General features: G+C 54.9%; 14 protein-coding genes. 1 reads left to right on the top strand and 13 read right to left on the bottom strand.

The window, feature by feature from the left end; genetic code table 11:
• Nucleotides 1-663: 663 nt before the first annotated feature.
• From hflX to ACI4OH_RS05065, 3 genes are all read right to left on the bottom strand, one after another.
• On the bottom strand, nucleotides 664-2,472 hold the full coding sequence (hflX, locus tag ACI4OH_RS05075) for a GTPase HflX (RefSeq protein ID WP_439784293.1): 1,809 nt from the start codon (nucleotides 2,470-2,472) through the stop codon (nucleotides 664-666).
• Nucleotides 2,473-2,816: 344 nt separating this feature from the next.
• The gene (locus tag ACI4OH_RS05070; RefSeq protein WP_439784292.1) at nucleotides 2,817-3,818 is read right to left on the bottom strand and encodes a nucleoid-associated protein; all 1,002 of its coding nucleotides are present in this window, start codon (nucleotides 3,816-3,818) and stop codon (nucleotides 2,817-2,819) included.
• Nucleotides 3,815-4,621, bottom strand: a complete 807-nt coding sequence (locus ACI4OH_RS05065) for a hypothetical protein (protein WP_439784291.1) — start codon at nucleotides 4,619-4,621, stop codon at nucleotides 3,815-3,817. Before ACI4OH_RS05065 ends, ACI4OH_RS05070 begins: the two co-directional genes overlap by 4 nt.
• Nucleotides 4,622-4,817: 196 nt before the next feature.
• Here ACI4OH_RS05065 and ACI4OH_RS05060 point away from each other — a divergent pair, with 196 nt between their 5' ends.
• Nucleotides 4,818-5,390 (top strand): nitroreductase family protein, encoded by a 573-nt coding sequence (locus ACI4OH_RS05060; protein ID WP_435721060.1) that lies wholly within the window; start codon nucleotides 4,818-4,820, stop codon nucleotides 5,388-5,390.
• 413 nt (nucleotides 5,391-5,803) lie between these two features.
• Here the strand turns inward: ACI4OH_RS05060 and ligA are convergent, their stop codons facing one another.
• From ligA to ACI4OH_RS05010, 10 genes are all read right to left on the bottom strand, one after another.
• Complete coding sequence (ligA, locus tag ACI4OH_RS05055; protein ID WP_439784290.1) at nucleotides 5,804-7,843, bottom strand: NAD-dependent DNA ligase LigA; 2,040 nt, start codon at nucleotides 7,841-7,843, stop codon at nucleotides 5,804-5,806.
• A 59-nt stretch (nucleotides 7,844-7,902) separates the two neighbouring features.
• Nucleotides 7,903-10,209 carry a DNA helicase PcrA gene (pcrA, locus tag ACI4OH_RS05050; RefSeq protein WP_439784289.1) on the bottom strand — a complete coding sequence of 769 codons (2,307 nt, stop codon included), beginning with the start codon at nucleotides 10,207-10,209 and terminating at the stop codon, nucleotides 7,903-7,905.
• Nucleotides 10,210-10,339: 130 nt separating this feature from the next.
• A complete protein-coding gene (locus ACI4OH_RS05045; protein ID WP_432646954.1) occupies nucleotides 10,340-11,992 on the bottom strand; it encodes a putative manganese-dependent inorganic diphosphatase in 1,653 nt (550 codons plus the stop codon).
• Nucleotides 11,993-12,380: 388 nt separating this feature from the next.
• Nucleotides 12,381-13,217, bottom strand: a complete 837-nt coding sequence (locus ACI4OH_RS05040) for a hypothetical protein (RefSeq protein ID WP_439784288.1) — start codon at nucleotides 13,215-13,217, stop codon at nucleotides 12,381-12,383.
• Nucleotides 13,218-13,234: 17 nt separating this feature from the next.
• Nucleotides 13,235-13,972, bottom strand: coding sequence for a radical SAM protein (locus ACI4OH_RS05035; RefSeq protein WP_439784287.1), 738 nt, complete (start codon nucleotides 13,970-13,972; stop codon nucleotides 13,235-13,237).
• 29 nt (nucleotides 13,973-14,001) lie between these two features.
• Nucleotides 14,002-15,351 carry a nucleobase:cation symporter-2 family protein gene (locus ACI4OH_RS05030; RefSeq protein ID WP_439784286.1) on the bottom strand — a complete coding sequence of 450 codons (1,350 nt, stop codon included), beginning with the start codon at nucleotides 15,349-15,351 and terminating at the stop codon, nucleotides 14,002-14,004.
• A gap of 15 nt (nucleotides 15,352-15,366) precedes the next feature.
• Nucleotides 15,367-15,954 (bottom strand): xanthine phosphoribosyltransferase, encoded by a 588-nt coding sequence (locus ACI4OH_RS05025; protein ID WP_439784285.1) that lies wholly within the window; start codon nucleotides 15,952-15,954, stop codon nucleotides 15,367-15,369.
• 87 nt (nucleotides 15,955-16,041) lie between these two features.
• A complete protein-coding gene (locus ACI4OH_RS05020) occupies nucleotides 16,042-16,788 on the bottom strand; it encodes a 7-carboxy-7-deazaguanine synthase QueE (protein WP_432646958.1) in 747 nt (248 codons plus the stop codon).
• 12 nt (nucleotides 16,789-16,800) lie between these two features.
• A complete protein-coding gene (queD, locus tag ACI4OH_RS05015; protein ID WP_432646959.1) occupies nucleotides 16,801-17,178 on the bottom strand; it encodes a 6-carboxytetrahydropterin synthase QueD in 378 nt (125 codons plus the stop codon).
• 72 nt (nucleotides 17,179-17,250) lie between these two features.
• Nucleotides 17,251-18,498: a glycosyltransferase family 2 protein gene (locus ACI4OH_RS05010; protein WP_432646967.1), complete on the bottom strand. Its 1,248-nt coding sequence runs from the start codon at nucleotides 18,496-18,498 to the stop codon at nucleotides 17,251-17,253.
• Nucleotides 18,499-18,510: the final 12 nt, after the last annotated feature.

Raw genomic sequence — 18,510 nt, 5'->3', positions numbered from 1 at the left:
AGATTGGATTGGGTTGGGTTGGGTTCGATGAAACTGGGAACGGTCGATGATGGGAAGGCGGGAAGGGCCGGGCAGAGCTCCGCGGCGGTGTGCGGCTAAACTTATTTTTTGTCTTTTAACGCATCCTTGCAGGGAGCTAAACACACTTCGTTTGAACGACGCTCCTCTGCAAGGGTTTTGGCTGGCAAAAAATAAGTTCTTCACGCCGCACACCGAACGCTCCGCTTCTGCCCAGCCCTTCCCTCACTCCCTTGCACGTTCCTGCTTTTATGAAAGTGCGTGAAATGAGGGAGAGCGCAGCGAATCCCGCCGAGGCTGAATGAAAGAAACATCTTTGGTACTTTTGACCAATCTGTTGCATTCGTTTTCGCTGCTTCGAAGGAAGTACCTGCAGAGCTGTGCGGGGAATTGCTCCGCTCTCCCCTTGTTCGTGTGTTGTAAGGGGACGGCGGGTGGCCTGTAAGCGGAGCTTTGGCCGCTGGCGTCAAGAATTTATTTTTTGTCCACGAAAATCCTTGCAAAAGAGCGTCCGTCCAAACGAAGTGCGTTTAGCTCTTTCGTAAGGCTGAATTGAAGGACAAAAAATAAATTTAGCCAGCGGCCACGCGCAGCGTCAGGCCACCCGCCGTTCCCGCCTCGTCTCCACGAACTCGACAGCGCGTACTATGACTCTTTCACCTCGTATACGGCAAACCTCTCCTTCTGCGAAGCCGGCAGGCTGACTTTCACGAAGGTCCCATCCTCGCGGTATTCGGTCTCCCTGACCGCATTGAGCTCATGAAGCTCGGTCAAAATGCGTCCTTCGGCAAACGGAATCAGAAGGTTCATCTTGACCTGTTGCTCGCTGAAGAAGTGTTCGATGAGTTCCTGCAGCTCCAGAAGATTTTCCCCTGTCTTTGCCGAAACGCAGATGCCTTCGCGGCCGCGCAGCATGGCGAGCTGCTGATTTTTGGAAGTCAGGCAGTCGGACTTGTTGAAGACGTAAAGCGTCGGTTTGTCGACGGCATCGAGTTCCTTGAGGACCTCTACAACGGATTCAATCTGCTGCTCGTAATTTTCGTTGCTGCAGTCGACGACATGCAGCAGCAGATCCGCTTCCTGCACTTCCTCAAGGGTGGCACGAAAGGCTTTGACGAGGGTATGCGGGAGTTTCTGGATGAAGCCGACGGTATCGGTCAGCAGAATTTCCTGCTTCTCGGGCAGTACGAGGTGGCGCGTGGTCGGGTCGAGGGTTGCAAAGAGCTTGTCCTCGGCAAAGACGTCGGAGCCCGTTAGCTTGTTCAAAAGCGTGGATTTGCCGGCGTTCGTGTAGCCGACAAGGGCGACGAGCGGGATGCGGGAGAGTTTGCGGCGGCGGCGGTGCAGATGGCGGTTTTTCTGTACGGAGTCAATCTGGGCTTCGAGGTCGTGGATGCGCGCGTAAATGCGGCGTCGGTCGACTTCGAGTTTTGTCTCGCCGGGGCCGCGCGTGCCGATGCCGCCGCCAAGGCGCGAGAGCACGAGTCCCTGCCCGCCGAGGCGCGGCAGATTGTACTGGAGCTGGGCGAGCTCGACCTGCAGCTTGCCCTCACGCGAATGGGCGCGCTGGGCAAAAATGTCGAGAATCAGGGCCGTGCGGTCGATGACCTTGATGCCGAGCATCTGCTCAAGATTGTGCTGCTGCGACGGCGTGAGTTCATCGTCGAGAATTAGGAGCGTTGCGTCGCGGTTCTGCACTTCCATGCCAATCTCCGAGACCTTGCCGCGGCCGAGGAAGAAAGCTGCATCGGGCTTTTCACGGCGCTGGATGAACTTGCCGACAATGACCGCACCGGCCGTATCCGCGAGGCGTTCGAGCTCGGCCATGGATTCTTCGATGGGCCAGAGCGTTTTGCCGCAGTCAAGGCCGGCTAAAAATGCTCGTTCTTCCTCCTCGCCTGTCGTTTTGGTACTGCGGGCAGCGAGCTTTTTGTTGACGACCGTGATGAGATACGTCAGATTGATGCCATGCAGGGCACGTTCCGGCAAAGGTCCGACCTGTCCAAGTTTTTCTGTGCCGTCCTCCGCGCAGTCCCCTGTAAAAAAGCCAAGCGAGCCTACGATTTCATCCTCTTTATCATCGCGAAAGCCGATGGCCGCCATGCAGTCAAAGCGCAGACGGCGCAGCGAGGAAAGGTCCGGCTCACTGAGGCGCGTGTCGCCGCTCGGATGCGTGTGGATGCAGCGGATGCCCGTAAGGCGCCCCTCAGAGCGCCGGCTCTTGAATTCCGGCAAATCCACCGTATCCGTATCGCCGACCGACACCTGCAGGACCTTTCCCTGACGATTCAGGTAAACCGCAACTTCACGGCCCAAAAGCCTCGTGACCTCGAGCATCTCAAAGTTCAGCTCATGCGTCGAGAGCTGGCCAATCGGCACCGAAAGCCCATAAAGAGCCTCGAGTCTCTTCACGATATACTGTTTGATGTTTTGGATATCTCCATTAATTTGCATAGATGTTCCTCATATGTTGAAAATGCATCATAGGGAAAGACGGGCCGGACTGTCTAACGCTGCGCGTGACGATTTGCTAAATTTATTTTTTGCCTTTTATGGCAGCCTTACGAAAGAGCTAAACGCACTTCGTTTGGACGGACGCTCTTTCGCAAGGGTTCTTGTCGGCAAAAAATAAATTCTTTACGCAAACCGCCAAAGCTCCGCTTATAGACAGCCCGTCCCTTCTTTCGTGTGAACTGGGATATTTCGCATATTGATGTATCGAGAGACAGCACGGCGCAGCAGGCGCAAATGACCACGCGGAACGTTAGACACCCCTGCCAACGGCCCCGAAACCTTTATCATCCCCGATTGACGATATTCGAGATATGTTTCAAGGTGATGGAAAGAGTCCCGTCGTCGTTGTTGTTGAACTCGACAAACTCCGTATTGTCGAAGTAGTCGGTCGGGATGGTCAGTTCGATGCCGGTGTCGGTCTTGAGCTTGTGGCGGCTGACTTTTTTGAGCGTGACTTCGGGGTCCATCTGCACGGGCTCGGTGATGCCGGCATCGCGAATGGCCGTGTCGAGTTCCTGCTGCATGGCAGGATTGTCCTGAAAAATCTCTTTGCCGGCCTCGCTGAGGTCGAGCTTGTCGCCCTGCTGCATGGTTTCGGCCACGTAGTTCTTGACGGCGGCTTCGGTCGCGACTTTGTCCTGACCGAACGTTTCCGCGACTTTGGCCGCGGCCTTGCTGAGGTTCTTCATGGCCTCCTTCGGCGAGGGCGTCAGACTGCATTCAAGCAGCATTTCGGGGAAAACGTAAACAGGCGTGCCATCGAGCGTGTATTTTTTGGCAGCCGTCTTGATAGCCATGGTCGCAAGGTCAATGAAGGCAAATTCGTCGACTTTCTGCGTCATATTCGGCATAATCGAATAATGGTTGATGATTTCGTTCTTGATGCCGTGTTCGGTCTGATTGACCTGATGCGTAAAGCCAATATGGCTGTTGCTGCGCAGGATGGCGAGCTGCGGGGCTTCGTTGATGCGCACTTCGGCAACGAGGACATCGGACGAGGCCATTTCCTCGGCATGCGTGAAGGCATCTTCGAGTGTTTTGCCAATCTGTTTGCTGAACTCGACAAAATCGAGTTCGCCCTTTTTGTAGGCCTCGACTTTTTGCTTGAACGCGCTGTCATCGAAAAAAGTGCCTGGCTTTGCTTCCTGACTGTTCCATGCCTTTTCGATGTGCTTCAAAAGATACGTCTCAATGCTGTCAGCCACGGTCAAGGGCTCGTCGGAGTAAACCGTGACCCCCGAATGAAAGTCGAGAATATGCAGGATGGCTTTATCAATAAGGATCATTTCGTTTCCTCCTCAGGCCGTTCAGGCTCCTTAGCAGCGGCATCTTCCGCACGCTTCGCAGCTTCATGGACTTTTTCTGCCTTGGCAGCCAATGCGGCTTCATGGGCTGCGCGCTCTTTTGCTTCTTTTTCAGCCCGCGTGCGGACTTCGCGCAGGCGCGGCACGAGATACCGCTGCAGGCGTTCTTCAAGCTCCGAAAGCGTATTCGAGTCAAAATCGTAATTGACGTCCGGAATGTTCCAGATGCGCGCCTCACTGAAAAATTCATCGCGGTATATATTATAGTAGACTGTTACATTGCTCTCGAGGGAAAAGTCGACGTAATCGATGAGGATATATGAGCCATTGTTGATTTTGACCGGATATTCGGGCCGAATAAACAGGGAAAAGCCCTCGAGCTCCTCCGGCAGGTCACGGCCTGCTTCCCAAGTCAGGATTTCCTTGTCGCGCACGATGCTGCTGACGCTTTTGGGGTTGAATTCCGAAAGGTCGCAGAGCAGCTGCTCGAGCTGTGTGCGCAGGAGTTTTTCAAAGACAGAAAAATCCGCCGTGATGAATTCGATGCGGCAGAGCTCAATCAGGCCAATCTTGATGCGCAGCTTGTATTCGTGTGTCTCTTCGTGAAAATACGCTGTTGCACTCTTGTGAAGCTCCTGACTTTTGTAAGCGAAAATATCATAGCAATCGTCGATGGGCCTGCCTAGCAAATGTTTCGTAAAGCCATGCCATGTTTCTGGAAGTTCTTCAAGATATTGCCAGCCTTCAAGCTCCTTTTTGACTTTCTCGATTGTTTCTTCCTTCAAAAAACTCACCTGCCCTTTTTCCGTTTTTCGTACTGACAACTTTTTATTATATCAGGCCCGGGGATGGGATTCAACCGGGGAATCATACAAGCGAACATTTGTTATTGACTTTTATTTTTTTGTCTGGTATCATTGAAATAAAATAAGTTACATTATTTTTATTTTAAGAATGAATCTTAAAAAGGGGGAAATTTTTATGGGTATTCAGGAATCGCTGGCAAAACGCCGCACGTATTACAATATCAACAAGAACCTGCCGGTCGATGAGGCAAAGGTCATTGAGCTTGTCGAGAATACGACGGAGCTGGTGCCGGATGCTTTCAATATGAAAAGTGCGCGCGTCATTGTGGTGACGCAGGCTAAGCAGGGCGAGCTTTGGGATGCGATTTATGATGCTTTTGGCGGCAAAGTTGCCCGCGAGAAGATTGACAGCTTTAAGGCCGGTTACGGCACGCTGCTGTATTTCTACGATGAAGATGTCGTCAAGGCCCTGCAGGAAAAATTCCCGCTTTATGCGCCGAACTTCCCCATCTGGGCACAGCAGGCAAACGGCATGCTGCAGATCAGCATCTGGACGGCCCTGCGCGAGCTCAATGTCGGCGCGAATCTCCAGCATTACAATCCGGTCATTGACGAGACTGTCAAGAAGATGTTCAATGTGCCGGCTTCGTGGAAACTCATCGCACAGATGCCATTTGGCGGCATCGCAGCGGATCCGCAGCCGAAGGATAAGGAAGATATCAGCCAGCGTGTAAAGGTATTCCGCTGAGGACGATACGAGGGATAGGTTGAGCAAGGCGAGATGGGCAGGGGGCTGAGAAGCGCTCCGCGGCGTCTGCTGCTAAACTTATTTTTTGCCTTTTAATGAAGCCTTGCAAAGGAGCTAAACGCACTTCGTTTGGACGAACGCTCCTTTGCAAGGTTTTTTGCTGGCAAAAAATAAGTTCTTCACGCAGCGAGACGAACGCTCCGCTTTTTCTCAGCCCCCTGCCCTCACGGCGTTCGCTTCCATGTCTCTTTCTTTTCGCTGTTGGTTCGGGTTCCGGCTTCGAAGCAGCTTTTCGTGAAGGCTGTGCGAGATTCGCTTCGCTCTCCCTTGTTCGGGGAATAAAGCGCAAACTTCAAAAATACCTGCAAGGGAGCTTCTGATATGCTCCCTTGCAGGTATTTTTCGTGTGCAGTTTATTTGGCAATGAGTGCCTGCAGCCCCTCTTCATCGAGCACGGGCACGCCTAAATCCTGTGCTTTTTGAAGTTTGCTGCCGGCCGCTTCTCCTGCGACGAGGTAATTTGTCTTTTTCGACACGGAGCCTGCGACGCGGCCGCCGTGACTTTCGATAAGGGCCGCTGCGTCTTTGCGGCTCATGGTCGGCAGGGTGCCGGTGATGACGAAAGTCAGTCCGTCGAATTTTGTATCGATGAGCCCCGTGTCTGCCAGCTCAAAGTTGACGCCTGCCTGACGGAAGGCCTTGAGGATTTCCTGACTTTTCGGGTCGCGGAAGTAGCTGATGATGGCCTTGGCGCTGATTTCACCCATGTCGCGCACGGCGAGGATGTCTTTTTCTGTGGCCTCGCTGAGCTTGTCGATGGAGCCGAAGTGCAGCATGAGTTCGCGGGCGGCTGTGCGGCCGATGCCGGGGATGCCGAAGCCTGTGAGCAGGCGCTGCGGTTCATTTTTCTTGCTGTCCTCGATGGCTTTTAGCACTTTATCGGTGTTCTTTTCCTTGCCGATGATGCCTTTCTCGATGAGTTCATCGCGCTTGTCCTTCAGTGTATAAAGGTCCGCGATGTTTTCGATATAGCCTTCTTCAATCAGGGTGTGAATCGCGGCTTCGCCAAGTCCCTTGATGTCCATCGCGCCGCGGCCGACGAAGTTCAGGATATGGCTTTCAAGCTGTGCGGGACAGCTCGGGTTCTGGCATTTGATGTCCGAAGTGTCGGGCTCACGCACGGCAGGTGCGCCGCAGACGGGGCAGGTCGTGCCGATGACGAAGGGCTTCGTGCCCTCCGGCCGCTTTTCCTTGACGACTTCCTTGATTTTCGGGATGATCTCGCCCGATTTGTAGACGCGCACGGTATCGCCGATGCGTACGTCGAGATTGTCGATGAAATCCTGATTGTGCAACGTCGCGCGCTCGACCGTCGTGCCGCAGAGCCTGATCGGGTCAAAGACGGCCGTCGGAGTGATGCGGCCCGTGCGGCCGACGGAAAGCTCGATTTTGCGGATGATGGTTTCTTTTTCTTCCGGCGGATACTTATAGGCGATGGCCCAGCGCGGCACTTTGGCCGTTGCACCGAGTTTTTCGCGGTCGGCAAGGCTGTTGAGCTTGACGACCGCGCCGTCGATGTCGTAGGCGAGATTGCCGCGGTTCTCGCCGATGGCCTCAATGGCCTGCCAGACTTCTTCGGCCGTATGGCAGACCTTATAGCCGTGAATGACCTTGATGCCCTGTTTCTTCATGAATTCATAGGCTTCGGTATGCGTCTTAAATTCGCGGCCTCTTGCCGTCTGCATGTTGAAGATGAAGAGCGACAAATGGCGTTCCTTCGTGATGCGGCTGTCGAGCTGGCGCAGGGTGCCGGCCGCGCAGTTGCGCGGATTGGCAAAGGGCTTGAGGCCTAATAGTCCCTGACGGGCATTGACTTCGTCAAACGCTTTCTTCTCCATGTAGACCTCGCCGCGAATCTCGAAGTACGGCAGTTTGTCCTTGAGTTTTTTCTTAACGTCCTTGATGACCTTGGCGTTTTCCGTGACGTCCTCGCCCTGTACGATGCCGTCGCCGCGCGTGATGGCGCGCACGAGCTCGCCGTTTTCGTAGCGCAGGGCCATCGAGAGGCCGTCAATCTTCTCTTCGACGACAAATTCCGGGTCTTTGAGCTCCTGCTGCAGATCATGCACAAAGGCAAAAATCTCTTCCTTGCTGAAGACATCCTGCAGCGAGAGCATCGGCACGTCGTGTTTGACGAGTACGCCGGCCGTGCGCAGGGCCTTGCCGCCGACAACCTGCGTCGGCGAATTTTTCGTGATGAGCTCCGGATATTTGGCTTCAATCGTCTTCAGGCGCAGCATGAGCTGGTCGTATTCGTAATCGGAGATTTCCGGATTGTCTTCATTATAATAGCGGTTGTTATGGTAGCGGATGACCTTGCGGAGTTCCTGCAGCTCCTTTTTGATGCTCTTGATGTCTTCGGCATATGCTGTTTCCTGCTGATTTTCTGCCATAATGACACCTTCCTTTTTCTTTGCTTCCTATTTTGCTTCCTATATAGGTATGTAAATATTTAAGCCTTGGTGATCGGCGCGTATTTCTGCATCAGGCCCTTGACGCCCTGCCCCGGGAACGCAATCTTGAGCTCGACTTCTTCGCCGGAGCCCTTGACCGAAACGACGGTGCCGACGCCCCATTTGCCATGGCGGGCCTTGTCCCCGACTTTCCACTTGATGCTCGTGTCGGGACGGATGACGCCCTGTGCGGCAGGACGCTGCTTTTGGCGGTCCTGCAGGGCCGCGAGGGCTTCGAGCGCCGACTGCGGCTTGCCGGCAAAGTGCGTGCCGCTGCCCATCTGATTTGGGCTCGGGCGGAAGCTCATGAAGCCGCTGCGCTGCTGGGCGCCGTAATGATTGGCATTGGCGAAGCCATAGGCATTGGCGCGCGGCACGAGGCGTTCGACGTATTCGTCCGGAATTTCCGCGAGGAAGCGCGAGGGCGGGAAGGCATTCGTCTTGCCGTAAATCGTGCGCTGACGGGCATTCGTGAGGTAGAGCTTTCTTTGGGCGCGCGTGATGCCGACGTAGCAGGTGCGGCGTTCTTCCTCGATTTCATCGGGGTTCATGAGTGTGCGCGAGTGCGGGAAAAGCCCCTCTTCCATGCCAATCATGAAGACGATTGGAAACTCAAGGCCCTTGGCCGAATGCAGGGTCATGAGCGTCACGCGGTCGTCCTCGATATCGGCATTGTCGATGTCGGAGACGAGCGAGAGCTGCGAGAGGAACGTCTCGAGGTTTGGATTTTCCTCCGACTTTTCAAAGTCGCGGGCCACGCCGATGAATTCTTTGAGGTTTTCGAGGCGCGATTCGTTTTCGACTTTCTTCTCGGACTTGAGCTCGTCGATGTAGCCGGATTCTTTGAGCACTTTATCGATGAGGTCATCGAGCTTCATATTCATATGCATGTTCATAAAGTTGAAGATGAACGTCGTAAAGAGTTCAAGAGGCTTCCTGACGCGTGCCGTGATGCCCGGAATGGATTCGAGTACCTCGGGATTCGAGATGACGTCGAAAAGCGAAAGGCCGTTTTCTTCGGCGTAGGCCGTCAGGCGCGCCATACTCGTCGCGCCGAGGCCGCGCTTCGGCACGTTGATGATGCGCATGAGGCTGACCGTGTCGAGCGGGTTGTAGATGACGCGCAGATACGCGAGGATGTCCTTGATTTCCTTGCGGTCGTAGAATTTCAGGCCGCCGACCATCGTGTACGGAATGCCCGAACGCATGAACGTTTCCTCGATGACGCGCGACTGGGCATTCGTGCGGTAAAGCACGGCGATATCCCCGTACGAGGCATTGAAAATCGTGCGCTGCTTCATGATGGTCGTCGTGACGAACTGGGCTTCGTCGCGTTCATCCATGGCCTGATACGATGTGAGCTTCTCGCCCGTCGCGTTCTCGGTCCAGAGCTTTTTGGGCTTGCGGTTGACATTGTGCTCGATGACGGCGTTGGCCGCAGCGAGAATATTTTTCGTCGAACGGTAATTCTGCTCGAGTTTGATGACCGTGGCCTCGGGGTAATCCTGCTCAAAGTCCATGATGTTGCGGATATCAGCGCCGCGCCAGCCGTAAATCGACTGGTCGGCATCGCCGACGACGCAGAGATTGTGATGACGGGCCGCGAGAATCTTCGTGAGCTGGTACTGGGCGCCGTTTGTGTCCTGATACTCATCGACGAGAATGTAGCGGAAACGGCCCTGATACTTCGTGCGGATGTCCTCATTTTCCTCGAGCAACAGCACGGAAATCATCAGCAGGTCGTCAAAGTCCAGTGCATTGTTGTTGCGCAGCTTTGCCGCGTAGAGCTTGTAGACCTCCGCAATCTTCTTCTGATGGAAATTGTCGGCATCCCGCTCCATGGCCTTCGGCCCCATGAGCTGATTCTTGGCGTTCGAGATGGCATTCTGGACGCTGGCCGGCGTGTATTGCTTATCGTCGAGATTCAGTTCCTTCAGGCATTCCTTGATGACGGTCTGGCTGTCCGACGAGTCGTAGATGACGAAATTGCGCTTGTAAATGTCCGTCGCCTCAATCTCGCGGCGCAGGAAACGCGCGCAGAACGAATGGAACGTGCTGAGCCAGACATCCTTCGCCGCGTCGCCAATCATGCGGTCCACGCGTTCGCGCATCTCCGTCGCGGCCTTGTTCGTGAACGTGATGGCCAGAATATTATACGGTGCCACGCCCTGTGCAAGCAGATTCGCAATGCGGCAGGTCAAAACCTTTGTCTTGCCCGAGCCCGCGCCCGCCATGATGAGCAGCGGTCCGTCAATATGAGCAACGGCCTTCTTCTGTGCCGGATTCAAGCCACTGAAAATATCCAAATGTATCCTCCAATCTTATCCATTTAAGTAATTTATTTTACGTATTTCAGCGATAGCAAAGCCTCCCCCATCACCAAAAGAAATGACGGGGAAGGCTTTGTTTTTTGCTGCGAAATTTAACTTAAGTCAATCAGTTTTTGCCGATGCGCTTAACGGCTTCGGAAAGCGGCGGAATGACCTGTTTCTTGCGGCTCATGACGCCCGGCAGATAGATATGCGTGCCGCTGGCGTCCTTCTTGAAGGCCTCGCCAATGAGCGTCTTCGGCGAACCCGTGAAGAGCAGATACGTTGCTTCCTGCAGGATATCCGTGACCATGACGAGGCTGAGGTCGAAGCCTTCCTTGTCGCAGATGTTCTGCATGGCTTCGATGAGCTGCGGCTCGAGGTCCAGGACTTCCTTCGGGTCCATGACAGAAATCTGGCTGACGATGACGCGGTAATCGCCAATCTGGAACTCCTTGAGGTCGTTCTTGGCAATTTCAGCCGGCGTCATATCGCCGATGCCGGAACCAGCCTTGAGCATAGCCATGCCGTATTCGTTGATGTCGACGCCGGCGATTTCGGCGAGGCGCTCTGCCGTCTTCTTGTCGTACGGCGTGCACGTCGGGCTCTTGAAGAGGACCGTATCCGAGAGGATGGCCGAAAGCAGCAGGCCGGCAATCGAAGCCGGGATATCGACATCATGCTGCCAATGCATATTGGCCACAATCGTTGCCGTGCAGCCGACAGGCTCTGCATGCGTGAAAATCGGCTCGCTCGTCTGGATGCCGCCAAGACGGTGATGGTCGATGATCTCGAGAATCTTGGCTTCTTCGATGCCCTCGACAGCCTGGCCGCGCTCGTTGTGGTCAACGAGGATGACGCGGTCGCGCTCCGGCACCATGAGGTTGTCGCGGCTGACAAGGCCGACGAGGCGGCCGTTTTCGAGGACCGGATAGTTGCGGTAATTCGTCTCTTCCATCGTGCCCTTGATATCGGAAAGCAGGTCAAGCGGCTTGAAGCAGACTGGGTCCGGATGCATGATGCGGCGGATTGGCACGCACTGATTGATGAGGCGTGCGACCGTGTACGTATCGTACGGGGAAACGAGCACGAACATGTGCTTTGCTTCCGCAGCCTCGAGCACATCGGCCGAAACGCGGCCGTTGCCCGTGACAATCAGGCAGGAAATGCCCTGATTGACGATGTCGATGAGGGTTTCATCATGGCGGTCGCCAACGAGGACGATGTCATTTTCTTCAATCGTATCCTGAATCGTCTTGATGGAGCCGGCAGCGATGCGGACTTTGCCTTTGATGAAATCGCTTTCATCGCCCGAAACGAGGACTTCGCTGTCCGTGGCAGCGATAATGTCGCGGTAGCGCACGCGCATTTCCGAAAGGTCCTGCATGCTGAGTTCCTGGAAATAGCGCTTTGCGAGGTCCGAAACCGTGACGATGCCGACGAGGATGCCCTTGCTGTCCGTGACCGGCACCGACTTGAGGTCATGGCCGCGCATGACTTCGCCGAGATGGCGCAGCGTATCGTGCTGTTTGACGACAATCTTGCAGTCAAGCGTAACGTCCTTGACACGCGGATAGAGATCCGACAGCAGCAGCGGCTGCTCGACATGGAAATGCTCGAGGGCGTATTTCGTCTCGGCATTGACCTTGCCTGCGCGCGCCGGCACAGCGTTGAAGCCAAGGGCCTGCTTCAGATGCGCATAGCCGATGGCCGAGCAGATGGAATCCGTATCCGGATTGCGATGACCAATGACATAGATTGGTTTCGTGCTTTTCGTCATATTTGATTTCCTCCTAAATATGAAAGCGGGTGTTCCCGTTTTTATACGAATCAGTCTATGTATCATTATAATCAATATTTGTGCGTGCGTCTAGGGGCGGCGAGAAAAAGCGTACAATAGAAGACGGAAAGGGCTGCCCCTAAGCTCCGCATGGCCGGCTGCTAAACTTATTTTTTGCCTTTTAACTCAGCCTTGCAGGGAGCTGAACGCACTTCGTTTGGACGACGCTCCCCTGCAAGGGGCCTTGTTGGCAAAAAATAAGTTCTTGACGCAGACGGCCAAAGCTCCGCTTAGTGGCAGCCCTTTCCTTACTTCGTTTTCCTTATCTTTATCTTTGTTTTCTTCGTTGCGCGCAAAATTCGCTTTGCTCTTTTGCTGGGGGCTGCCGTCAGTCGGAAGCTTTGTTTAGCATGCGCTTGAGCATGGCGGGCGGCAGGCCGGCCAGCATGTTTTTTAAGGCGTCTTTAGAGGAACGCTTGAGCATCATGCGCACGGGCAGCGGAATTTTGCGGACCATGGCGCTGCGTTCCTCAAAAGTCGAGCCCGGCATCATCTCGGCGAGGCAGGCGTCGAGGGCGTCTTCGCTCTGCCCTTCTTCTGTCGGCGCGGAAGCCGTTTCTTCCGGCTGGCAGATGACCTGCATGCATTCAACGAGACTCTGCGTCAGGCTGATGTACCAGAATTCACCGGTTTTTGTCAGGCGGCAGATGCCGAGGTCTTCCTGCATCAGCCCGCGCTTTTTCCAGAGGTCCAGCACAATTTCAAGTTCTTCAAGGCGGGAATCCGCGAGACAGAGCTGGCGAAAATCAAGGAAGCCTGTCTCCAGGTTCGCAATGACGGTGTCGCTTGTCTGCTGCAGTTTTCGTTCGACCTGATGGGCCATCATCATGATGGGCTTGCGGCCTGCGCGGACAGCCTGGCTGTAGGCCTGCAGTCTGCGCTGCTGCATGAATGTCAGGCCGCCGAAGTTGCCGCCGGCACCGCAGCCGAATGGATAAACGACAGCACCTGTCTTGGCCATCGTATTATAGCGGCTGTGCTCTCTTTTGTGGCGGCGCCAGTGGCAGAGGCTCAGACGTTCGATGCCCTCGCCCATTAAGAAATCACGTGCCGCTATGTACAAATCGGCCTGCCCTGCGATATCGGCGCAGGCCGGGATTTTTCCTGACTGCAGGGCCTTCTCGAGGTCGCCGCCAGGGAAAATATTGAGCTGATAGAGGTCCATGCCGTCGGCATCCGTCGTCAGCAGCGTTTGATATCGTCAAGCCAGAGTTCTTTTGTCTGGCCCGGCAGGCCGTATATGAGGTCGACAATGACCGTCACATCATGCTCTTTCAGGAGTTTCAGGCGGCGCAGGACTTCTTCGCGTGTATCGAGGCGGCCGACGCGGCGCCGAAGCGCCGTATCAAATGACTGCACGCCGAGTGAAATGCGGTTGACGCCGCCTTTGAGCCATGCATTGATTTTTTCGGGCACGAGGTCGTGAATGCGGCCCTCAAGGGTCAGTTCGCAGCCGGCAGCCAGATGGAAGGATTCGTGAATCCCCTGCAAAAGGCGGGTGACATTTTCCGGCGAAAGCGATGTCGGCGTGCCGCCGCCAATGTAGACGCTGTCAATTTTGGCGGTCTGCAGCTGTTTCTTCCGGGCATCGCGTTGCATTTCTGTCAGCAAATCATCGATGTATTCGTCTTCTGCCGACTGACGGCTCGCATTCTGGAAAAAGCCGCAGTAGAGGCATTTTGTCTGGCAGAACGGAATATGGATGTAGACGGCATGCTGGCGGCCGGCGTCGGCGGGCTCATCCATGGCGTTTGCCCAAGTCTCCTGCTCCTGCCCCTTTGGGACGGGCTCGCCGAGAAGGCCCGCGTGGACGACGCGTTTCGCGTGAAAGGCTTCATGCAGCGGGTCCTGCGTCTCTCTGCCGAGCAGGACTTCTCGCTTTTCCTTTTCCAGACTGTCGAGATATTTTTTCAGGAACATGGGCAAGCCCCCCTTTTTTTCTTTCTTACTTATTCCTTAAACGGCAGTTTGCCCTCGTCCGGCTCCGGTGCGTCGCGCAGCAGGAGGTTCAGGATGATGGCTGTGATACTGCCAATCGTGATGCCGCTGTTGCAGATAATCTGCACCCAGGTCGGGAATTTGCTGTAAAAACTCGGCACACCAATCGGGATCAGGGCGACGGCAACGCTGATGGCAACAACCATGATATTGCCCTTTTTGTGCAGGTCAGCCTTCGAAAGGGCCTGAAAGCCGCTGGCAGCGACCATGCCGAACATCGCAAGGCCCGCACCGCCGAGGACCATAGTCGGCACGCTGGCGACGACGGCCGCCATTTTCGGGAAGAGGCCGAGAATCATGAGCATGACGCCGCAGGTTGCGACGATGTAGCGGCTGCGCACGCCCGTCATGCCGATGAGGCCGATGTTCTGCGCAAAGGCCGTGTACGGGAACGTGTTGAAGATGCCGCCGAGTGCCGTCGAGAAACCATCGGCGCGCAGGGCCTTTGTCAGCATGTCCTCGGTCATCGGTTTATCGACAATCTCACTGATGGCGACGATGTCGCCCGTCGTCTCGGCCATCGTAACGAGCATGACGAGTGTCATCGCAAGGCACGAGACCGGCTCAAAAATCGGATAGCCAAAGGCAAACGGCGTCGTGATGCCAAGGGAAGCAGCCTCCCCTACGGCGTGAAAATCCGCCATACCGCAGAAATCCGCGATGATCGTGCCGATGACGAGGCCTAAAAGGACCGAAATCTGGCGCAGGAAGCCGCGGCAGACGCGGTAAATGACGAGGATGATGGCGAGGACAACGGCAGCCATAAGGATATGCGAAGGGTCGCAGTAGTCCGGGGCCGTCGGATTGGCTCCGGCAATCCAGTTGACCGCCACAGGCATCAGCGAAAGGCCGATGACCGTGATGACAGAGCCCGTGACGACCGGCGGGAAGAACCGCAGCATCTTGCTGAAGAAATTACTGATGACAAAGCAGGCAATGCCGGCAAAAATGGCCGCGCCGTAGACGACCTGCAGGCCTTCTGCCCCGCCGCCATGCGTATTGGCGATGATAATCATCGGCGTGACAGCCGTGAACGTACAGCCCTGGACGATTGGCAGCTTCGAACCGATATAGCCCTTGATGCTCAAAGACTGCACGAGCGTGGCGATGCCGCAGGTGAAGAGGTCTGCGTTAATGAGGTATATGAGCTGTTCCGTGCTCAGGTGGACGGCGCCGGCGAGCACGAGAGGTACGGCGACGGCACCGGCATACATGGCCAGCACGTGCTGAAAGGCATAGACGAGCGTCCTGCCCCAAGGCAGCTTCTGGTCAACGGGATGGACAGCAGCAGTAGTGGTCAACGTCAGCCGCCCCCCTCAGTCTTTATCCGCATCATTCGTGAAGCGGATCTGGCCGTTTGCAAGCGATGCGACACTGGCGAGAGCCTCAAGGCGGTAGCCCTTGTCAAGCAGGCGCTGATGGCCCGGCTGGAAGGCTTTTTCAATCGCGATGCCGATGCCGGCAACCTCAGAGCCCGCATCCTCGACGAGCTTGGCAAGGCCGAGGGCGGCTTCGCCATTGGCGAGGAAATCATCGATAATCAGCACGCGCTCTCCTGCCGGCAGGAATTTCTGCAGCACGAGAATGTCGGAGTACTCTTTCTTCGTGTAGGAAAAGACGCGGTGCGTGTAAACAGGCTCGTTAATCAGGGCCGACTTTTTCTTGCGCGCAAAGACGAGCGGCACATGGAGCTCTAAAGCCGTCATGACGCCGATGGCAATGCCCGAGGCTTCGACCGTCAGCACGCGGTCAATCTGTGCATCCTGAAAAAGGCGTGCAAATTCCTCGCCCATGGCCTGCGAAAGTTCCGGGTCAATCTGATGATTGAGGAACGAATCCACCTTGAGTACATTGCCCGGCAGTACGATGCCATCCTGCTTGATTCTCTCTTCCAACAGTTTCATGATTCTTTTGACTCTCCCTTAGCAAATAAAACAGAAAAAGTAACGCGGATTTATCTCAAAATCTCAGTCTGACCGCAGGCCAGCTTTTTAGAGCTGGCCGATCATCTTATGCGTCTGCGGGATGACGCGGACATCCCTGAGATTCCTGAGGGCATACGCATGGCACGCGAGGATTTTTTCAGGGCTCGCAGCCTTGCAGCCGCCGTACGGCGTGACGGGCTGAATAATAAAAAGCGCATTTGGAGCGTACTCTTTCAGCAGGGCTACGCTCTTTTCAAATTCCTCTTTTGTCGTTTCATCCGAAACGACGAGCTTGACGTAGAGGTCTTTTTGGCGCGCGAGCTCAAGGAACTTGGCATGGGCTTCCCACTGCGGCTTTGTGACGATGCTCGGCAGCTTGATGTCCATGCTGATGATATCGGCAATATCGAGAATGGACTCGAGCTTTTTATAGAGCGTGCCGTTGGTCTCAAGGAAGATTTTGACCTTGCTGCCCCGCTCCCGAAGATATTTTACAACCTCGCGGATAAAGTCCGCGTGCAGTAGAGGCTCGCCGCCTGTAAAGCTCACGGCCTGATGCGGCACTTCCTTTAAGAGTTTCAGAATGTACGCTGCCGTCTTTTCAGCGGTCAGGGGATTGGCGACTTTATCAAACTGACGCGAACCGGCCGCCGTCTCGACATTGCAGCAAGGATGCGTATTTGGCGTGTTTTCCGTATCGCAGTAGCTGCAGTCAAGGTTGCAGCCCTCAAGGCGCACAAAGACCTGACGGCAGCCGACATACTTGCCCTCGCCCTGAATCGAGGAAAAAATCTCGATAAGGTTCTCCTGCATAATAACCCCCTCTCAGTCCTTTGTATACGTGACGGAGGAGTTCGGCGTCTCGTAGACCGTGATGGCATGGAGATGGCTGTCACGCACAAAGGCTTTGCTCGAAGCAAGTTCCTCAAAAATGATGCGCGCGAGATTCTCGGCCGTTGGATTTACGCCCTCGCTGAACGGCTTGAGTTCATTGAGGAAGCGGTGGTCAAAGCGGTCGAGTGTATCTTTCAGGGCATTCTTAATGACCTTGAAGTCGACGAGCATGCCGAGTTCATCGAGCTCCGTGCCCTTGACGAGGGCCTCGACCTTCCAGTTGTGACCGTGCAGGCGGTCGCATTTGCCGGGGTAATTGACGACGCGGTGGGCAGCCTCAAAGGCACCCTCTACTTTTAAGGTATACATGATATTCTCCTATTTTTTATCTAACATTTTCTAAAACGAAACCTCCCTGCATTAAATGAGGGAGGCAAAAAATCAGTCCTGTTCCGTCTTTTTTATCGACTTCGTATTCTTGACGTTGCCGACGATGTCGTTCATGCTCATGGCACGCGTGTGCTGCGTATGGCTCCACTCGTGTTCATTGCGGTGAATGAAACCGAGGAAGATGATTGGAATCCATGAGTAGATGAAGACCGGATACAAGAGCATGTAGAGCCAGGATTTCCATTTGGCGCGGATCTTGATGAGGATGATCATCGGCAGGATATACTGGCCGAGCATGATAGCCGTCATGAGCTGCGACGGCATGAAATTATAGATATTCGTGTAGAACGGCGGGAAAGCGAGCTGGATGTAGCTGATGATGATGAAGATGGTCGAAATCATCAGGAAGTGCGGCTGCATGAGGTAGATGCACTCATCCCACATGCGGATGTCCTTGTGCTTCCAGCCGGCCTTGAGCATCTTCGGGATGAAGCGGTTGCCGACATCGAACTGGCCCTGCGCCCAGCGGCGGCGCTGATTCCACGACTGTTTGAACGTCAGCGGCTTCTCGTCGTAGATGATGGCGTCATGTGCCCAGCTCGTCTTGATGCCTTCGGCCATGCACTTCATCGTGAACTCCATATCCTCTGTGAGGCAGGTTGCCTGCCAGCCGTGTTTTTTGAGGATTTCCGAGTCGAAGCACATGCCCGTGCCGCCGAGGCAGGCCGAGAGGCCGATGTTCGACTTGGCGAGATGCGAGATGTAGCAGATGACCCAGAACGCGATGGCGAATGTGCCCGAAACCCACGTATCGTACGGGTTCTTCGCGTCCATATAGCCCTGAATGACCTTGTCGCCCTTGCAGAGGCGGTTGTTCATCTCCATGAGGAACTGCGGATGCACGAGGTTGTCGGCATCGAAGACGCAGACCGCATCGTACTGCTTATCCATCTTGAACAGGCGGTCAAACATCCACTGCAGGGCATAGCCCTTGCTCTTCTTCGTCGGATGCGTGCGCACTTCGACGATGGCACCGGCCTTTTCTGCAATTTCAGCCGTATTATCCGAGCAGTTATCCGCGATGACGTAGATATCGTACATGTCTTTCGGATAATTGAGCTGCTTGAGGTTCTCGACGAGCTGTCCGATGACGGCGTGCTCGTTATGCGCCGCGACAATCAGCGCAAAGGTCTTGCGCGGCGTCTTGATCTTGACTTCCTTCCTGCGCCACATGCCACAGAAGCCGATGACGAAGAAGTACAGCGTGAAGAGGAAAATCAGGATCTGCATTGGCACCATGATGATGTCAAA

Origin of the sequence: Mitsuokella apri, assembly GCF_051886055.1 — a bacterium.
In the GTDB taxonomy this organism is placed as follows: domain Bacteria; phylum Bacillota; class Negativicutes; order Selenomonadales; family Selenomonadaceae; genus Mitsuokella.
The sequence above is the reverse complement of the archived record's forward strand: the minus strand, read 5'-3'. Positions and strand labels throughout refer to the sequence as shown.

Coding starts and splice junctions, on each gene's coding strand:
- ACI4OH_RS05045 (WP_432646954.1), bottom strand. CDS start 11,992: ATGACGAAAAGCACGAAACCAATCTATGTCATTGGTCATCGCAATCCG.
- ACI4OH_RS05010 (WP_432646967.1), bottom strand. CDS start 18,498: ATGGTGCCAATGCAGATCCTGATTTTCCTCTTCACGCTGTACTTCTTC.
- ligA (WP_439784290.1), bottom strand. CDS start 7,843: ATGGCAGAAAATCAGCAGGAAACAGCATATGCCGAAGACATCAAGAGC.
- ACI4OH_RS05025 (WP_439784285.1), bottom strand. CDS start 15,954: ATGAAACTGTTGGAAGAGAGAATCAAGCAGGATGGCATCGTACTGCCG.
- ACI4OH_RS05070 (WP_439784292.1), bottom strand. CDS start 3,818: ATGATCCTTATTGATAAAGCCATCCTGCATATTCTCGACTTTCATTCG.
- queD (WP_432646959.1), bottom strand. CDS start 17,178: ATGTATACCTTAAAAGTAGAGGGTGCCTTTGAGGCTGCCCACCGCGTC.
- ACI4OH_RS05035 (WP_439784287.1), bottom strand. CDS start 13,972: ATGTTCCTGAAAAAATATCTCGACAGTCTGGAAAAGGAAAAGCGAGAA.
- ACI4OH_RS05060 (WP_435721060.1), top strand. CDS start 4,818: ATGGGTATTCAGGAATCGCTGGCAAAACGCCGCACGTATTACAATATC.
- hflX (WP_439784293.1), bottom strand. CDS start 2,472: ATGCAAATTAATGGAGATATCCAAAACATCAAACAGTATATCGTGAAG.
- ACI4OH_RS05020 (WP_432646958.1), bottom strand. CDS start 16,788: ATGCAGGAGAACCTTATCGAGATTTTTTCCTCGATTCAGGGCGAGGGC.
- ACI4OH_RS05040 (WP_439784288.1), bottom strand. CDS start 13,217: ATGGACCTCTATCAGCTCAATATTTTCCCTGGCGGCGACCTCGAGAAG.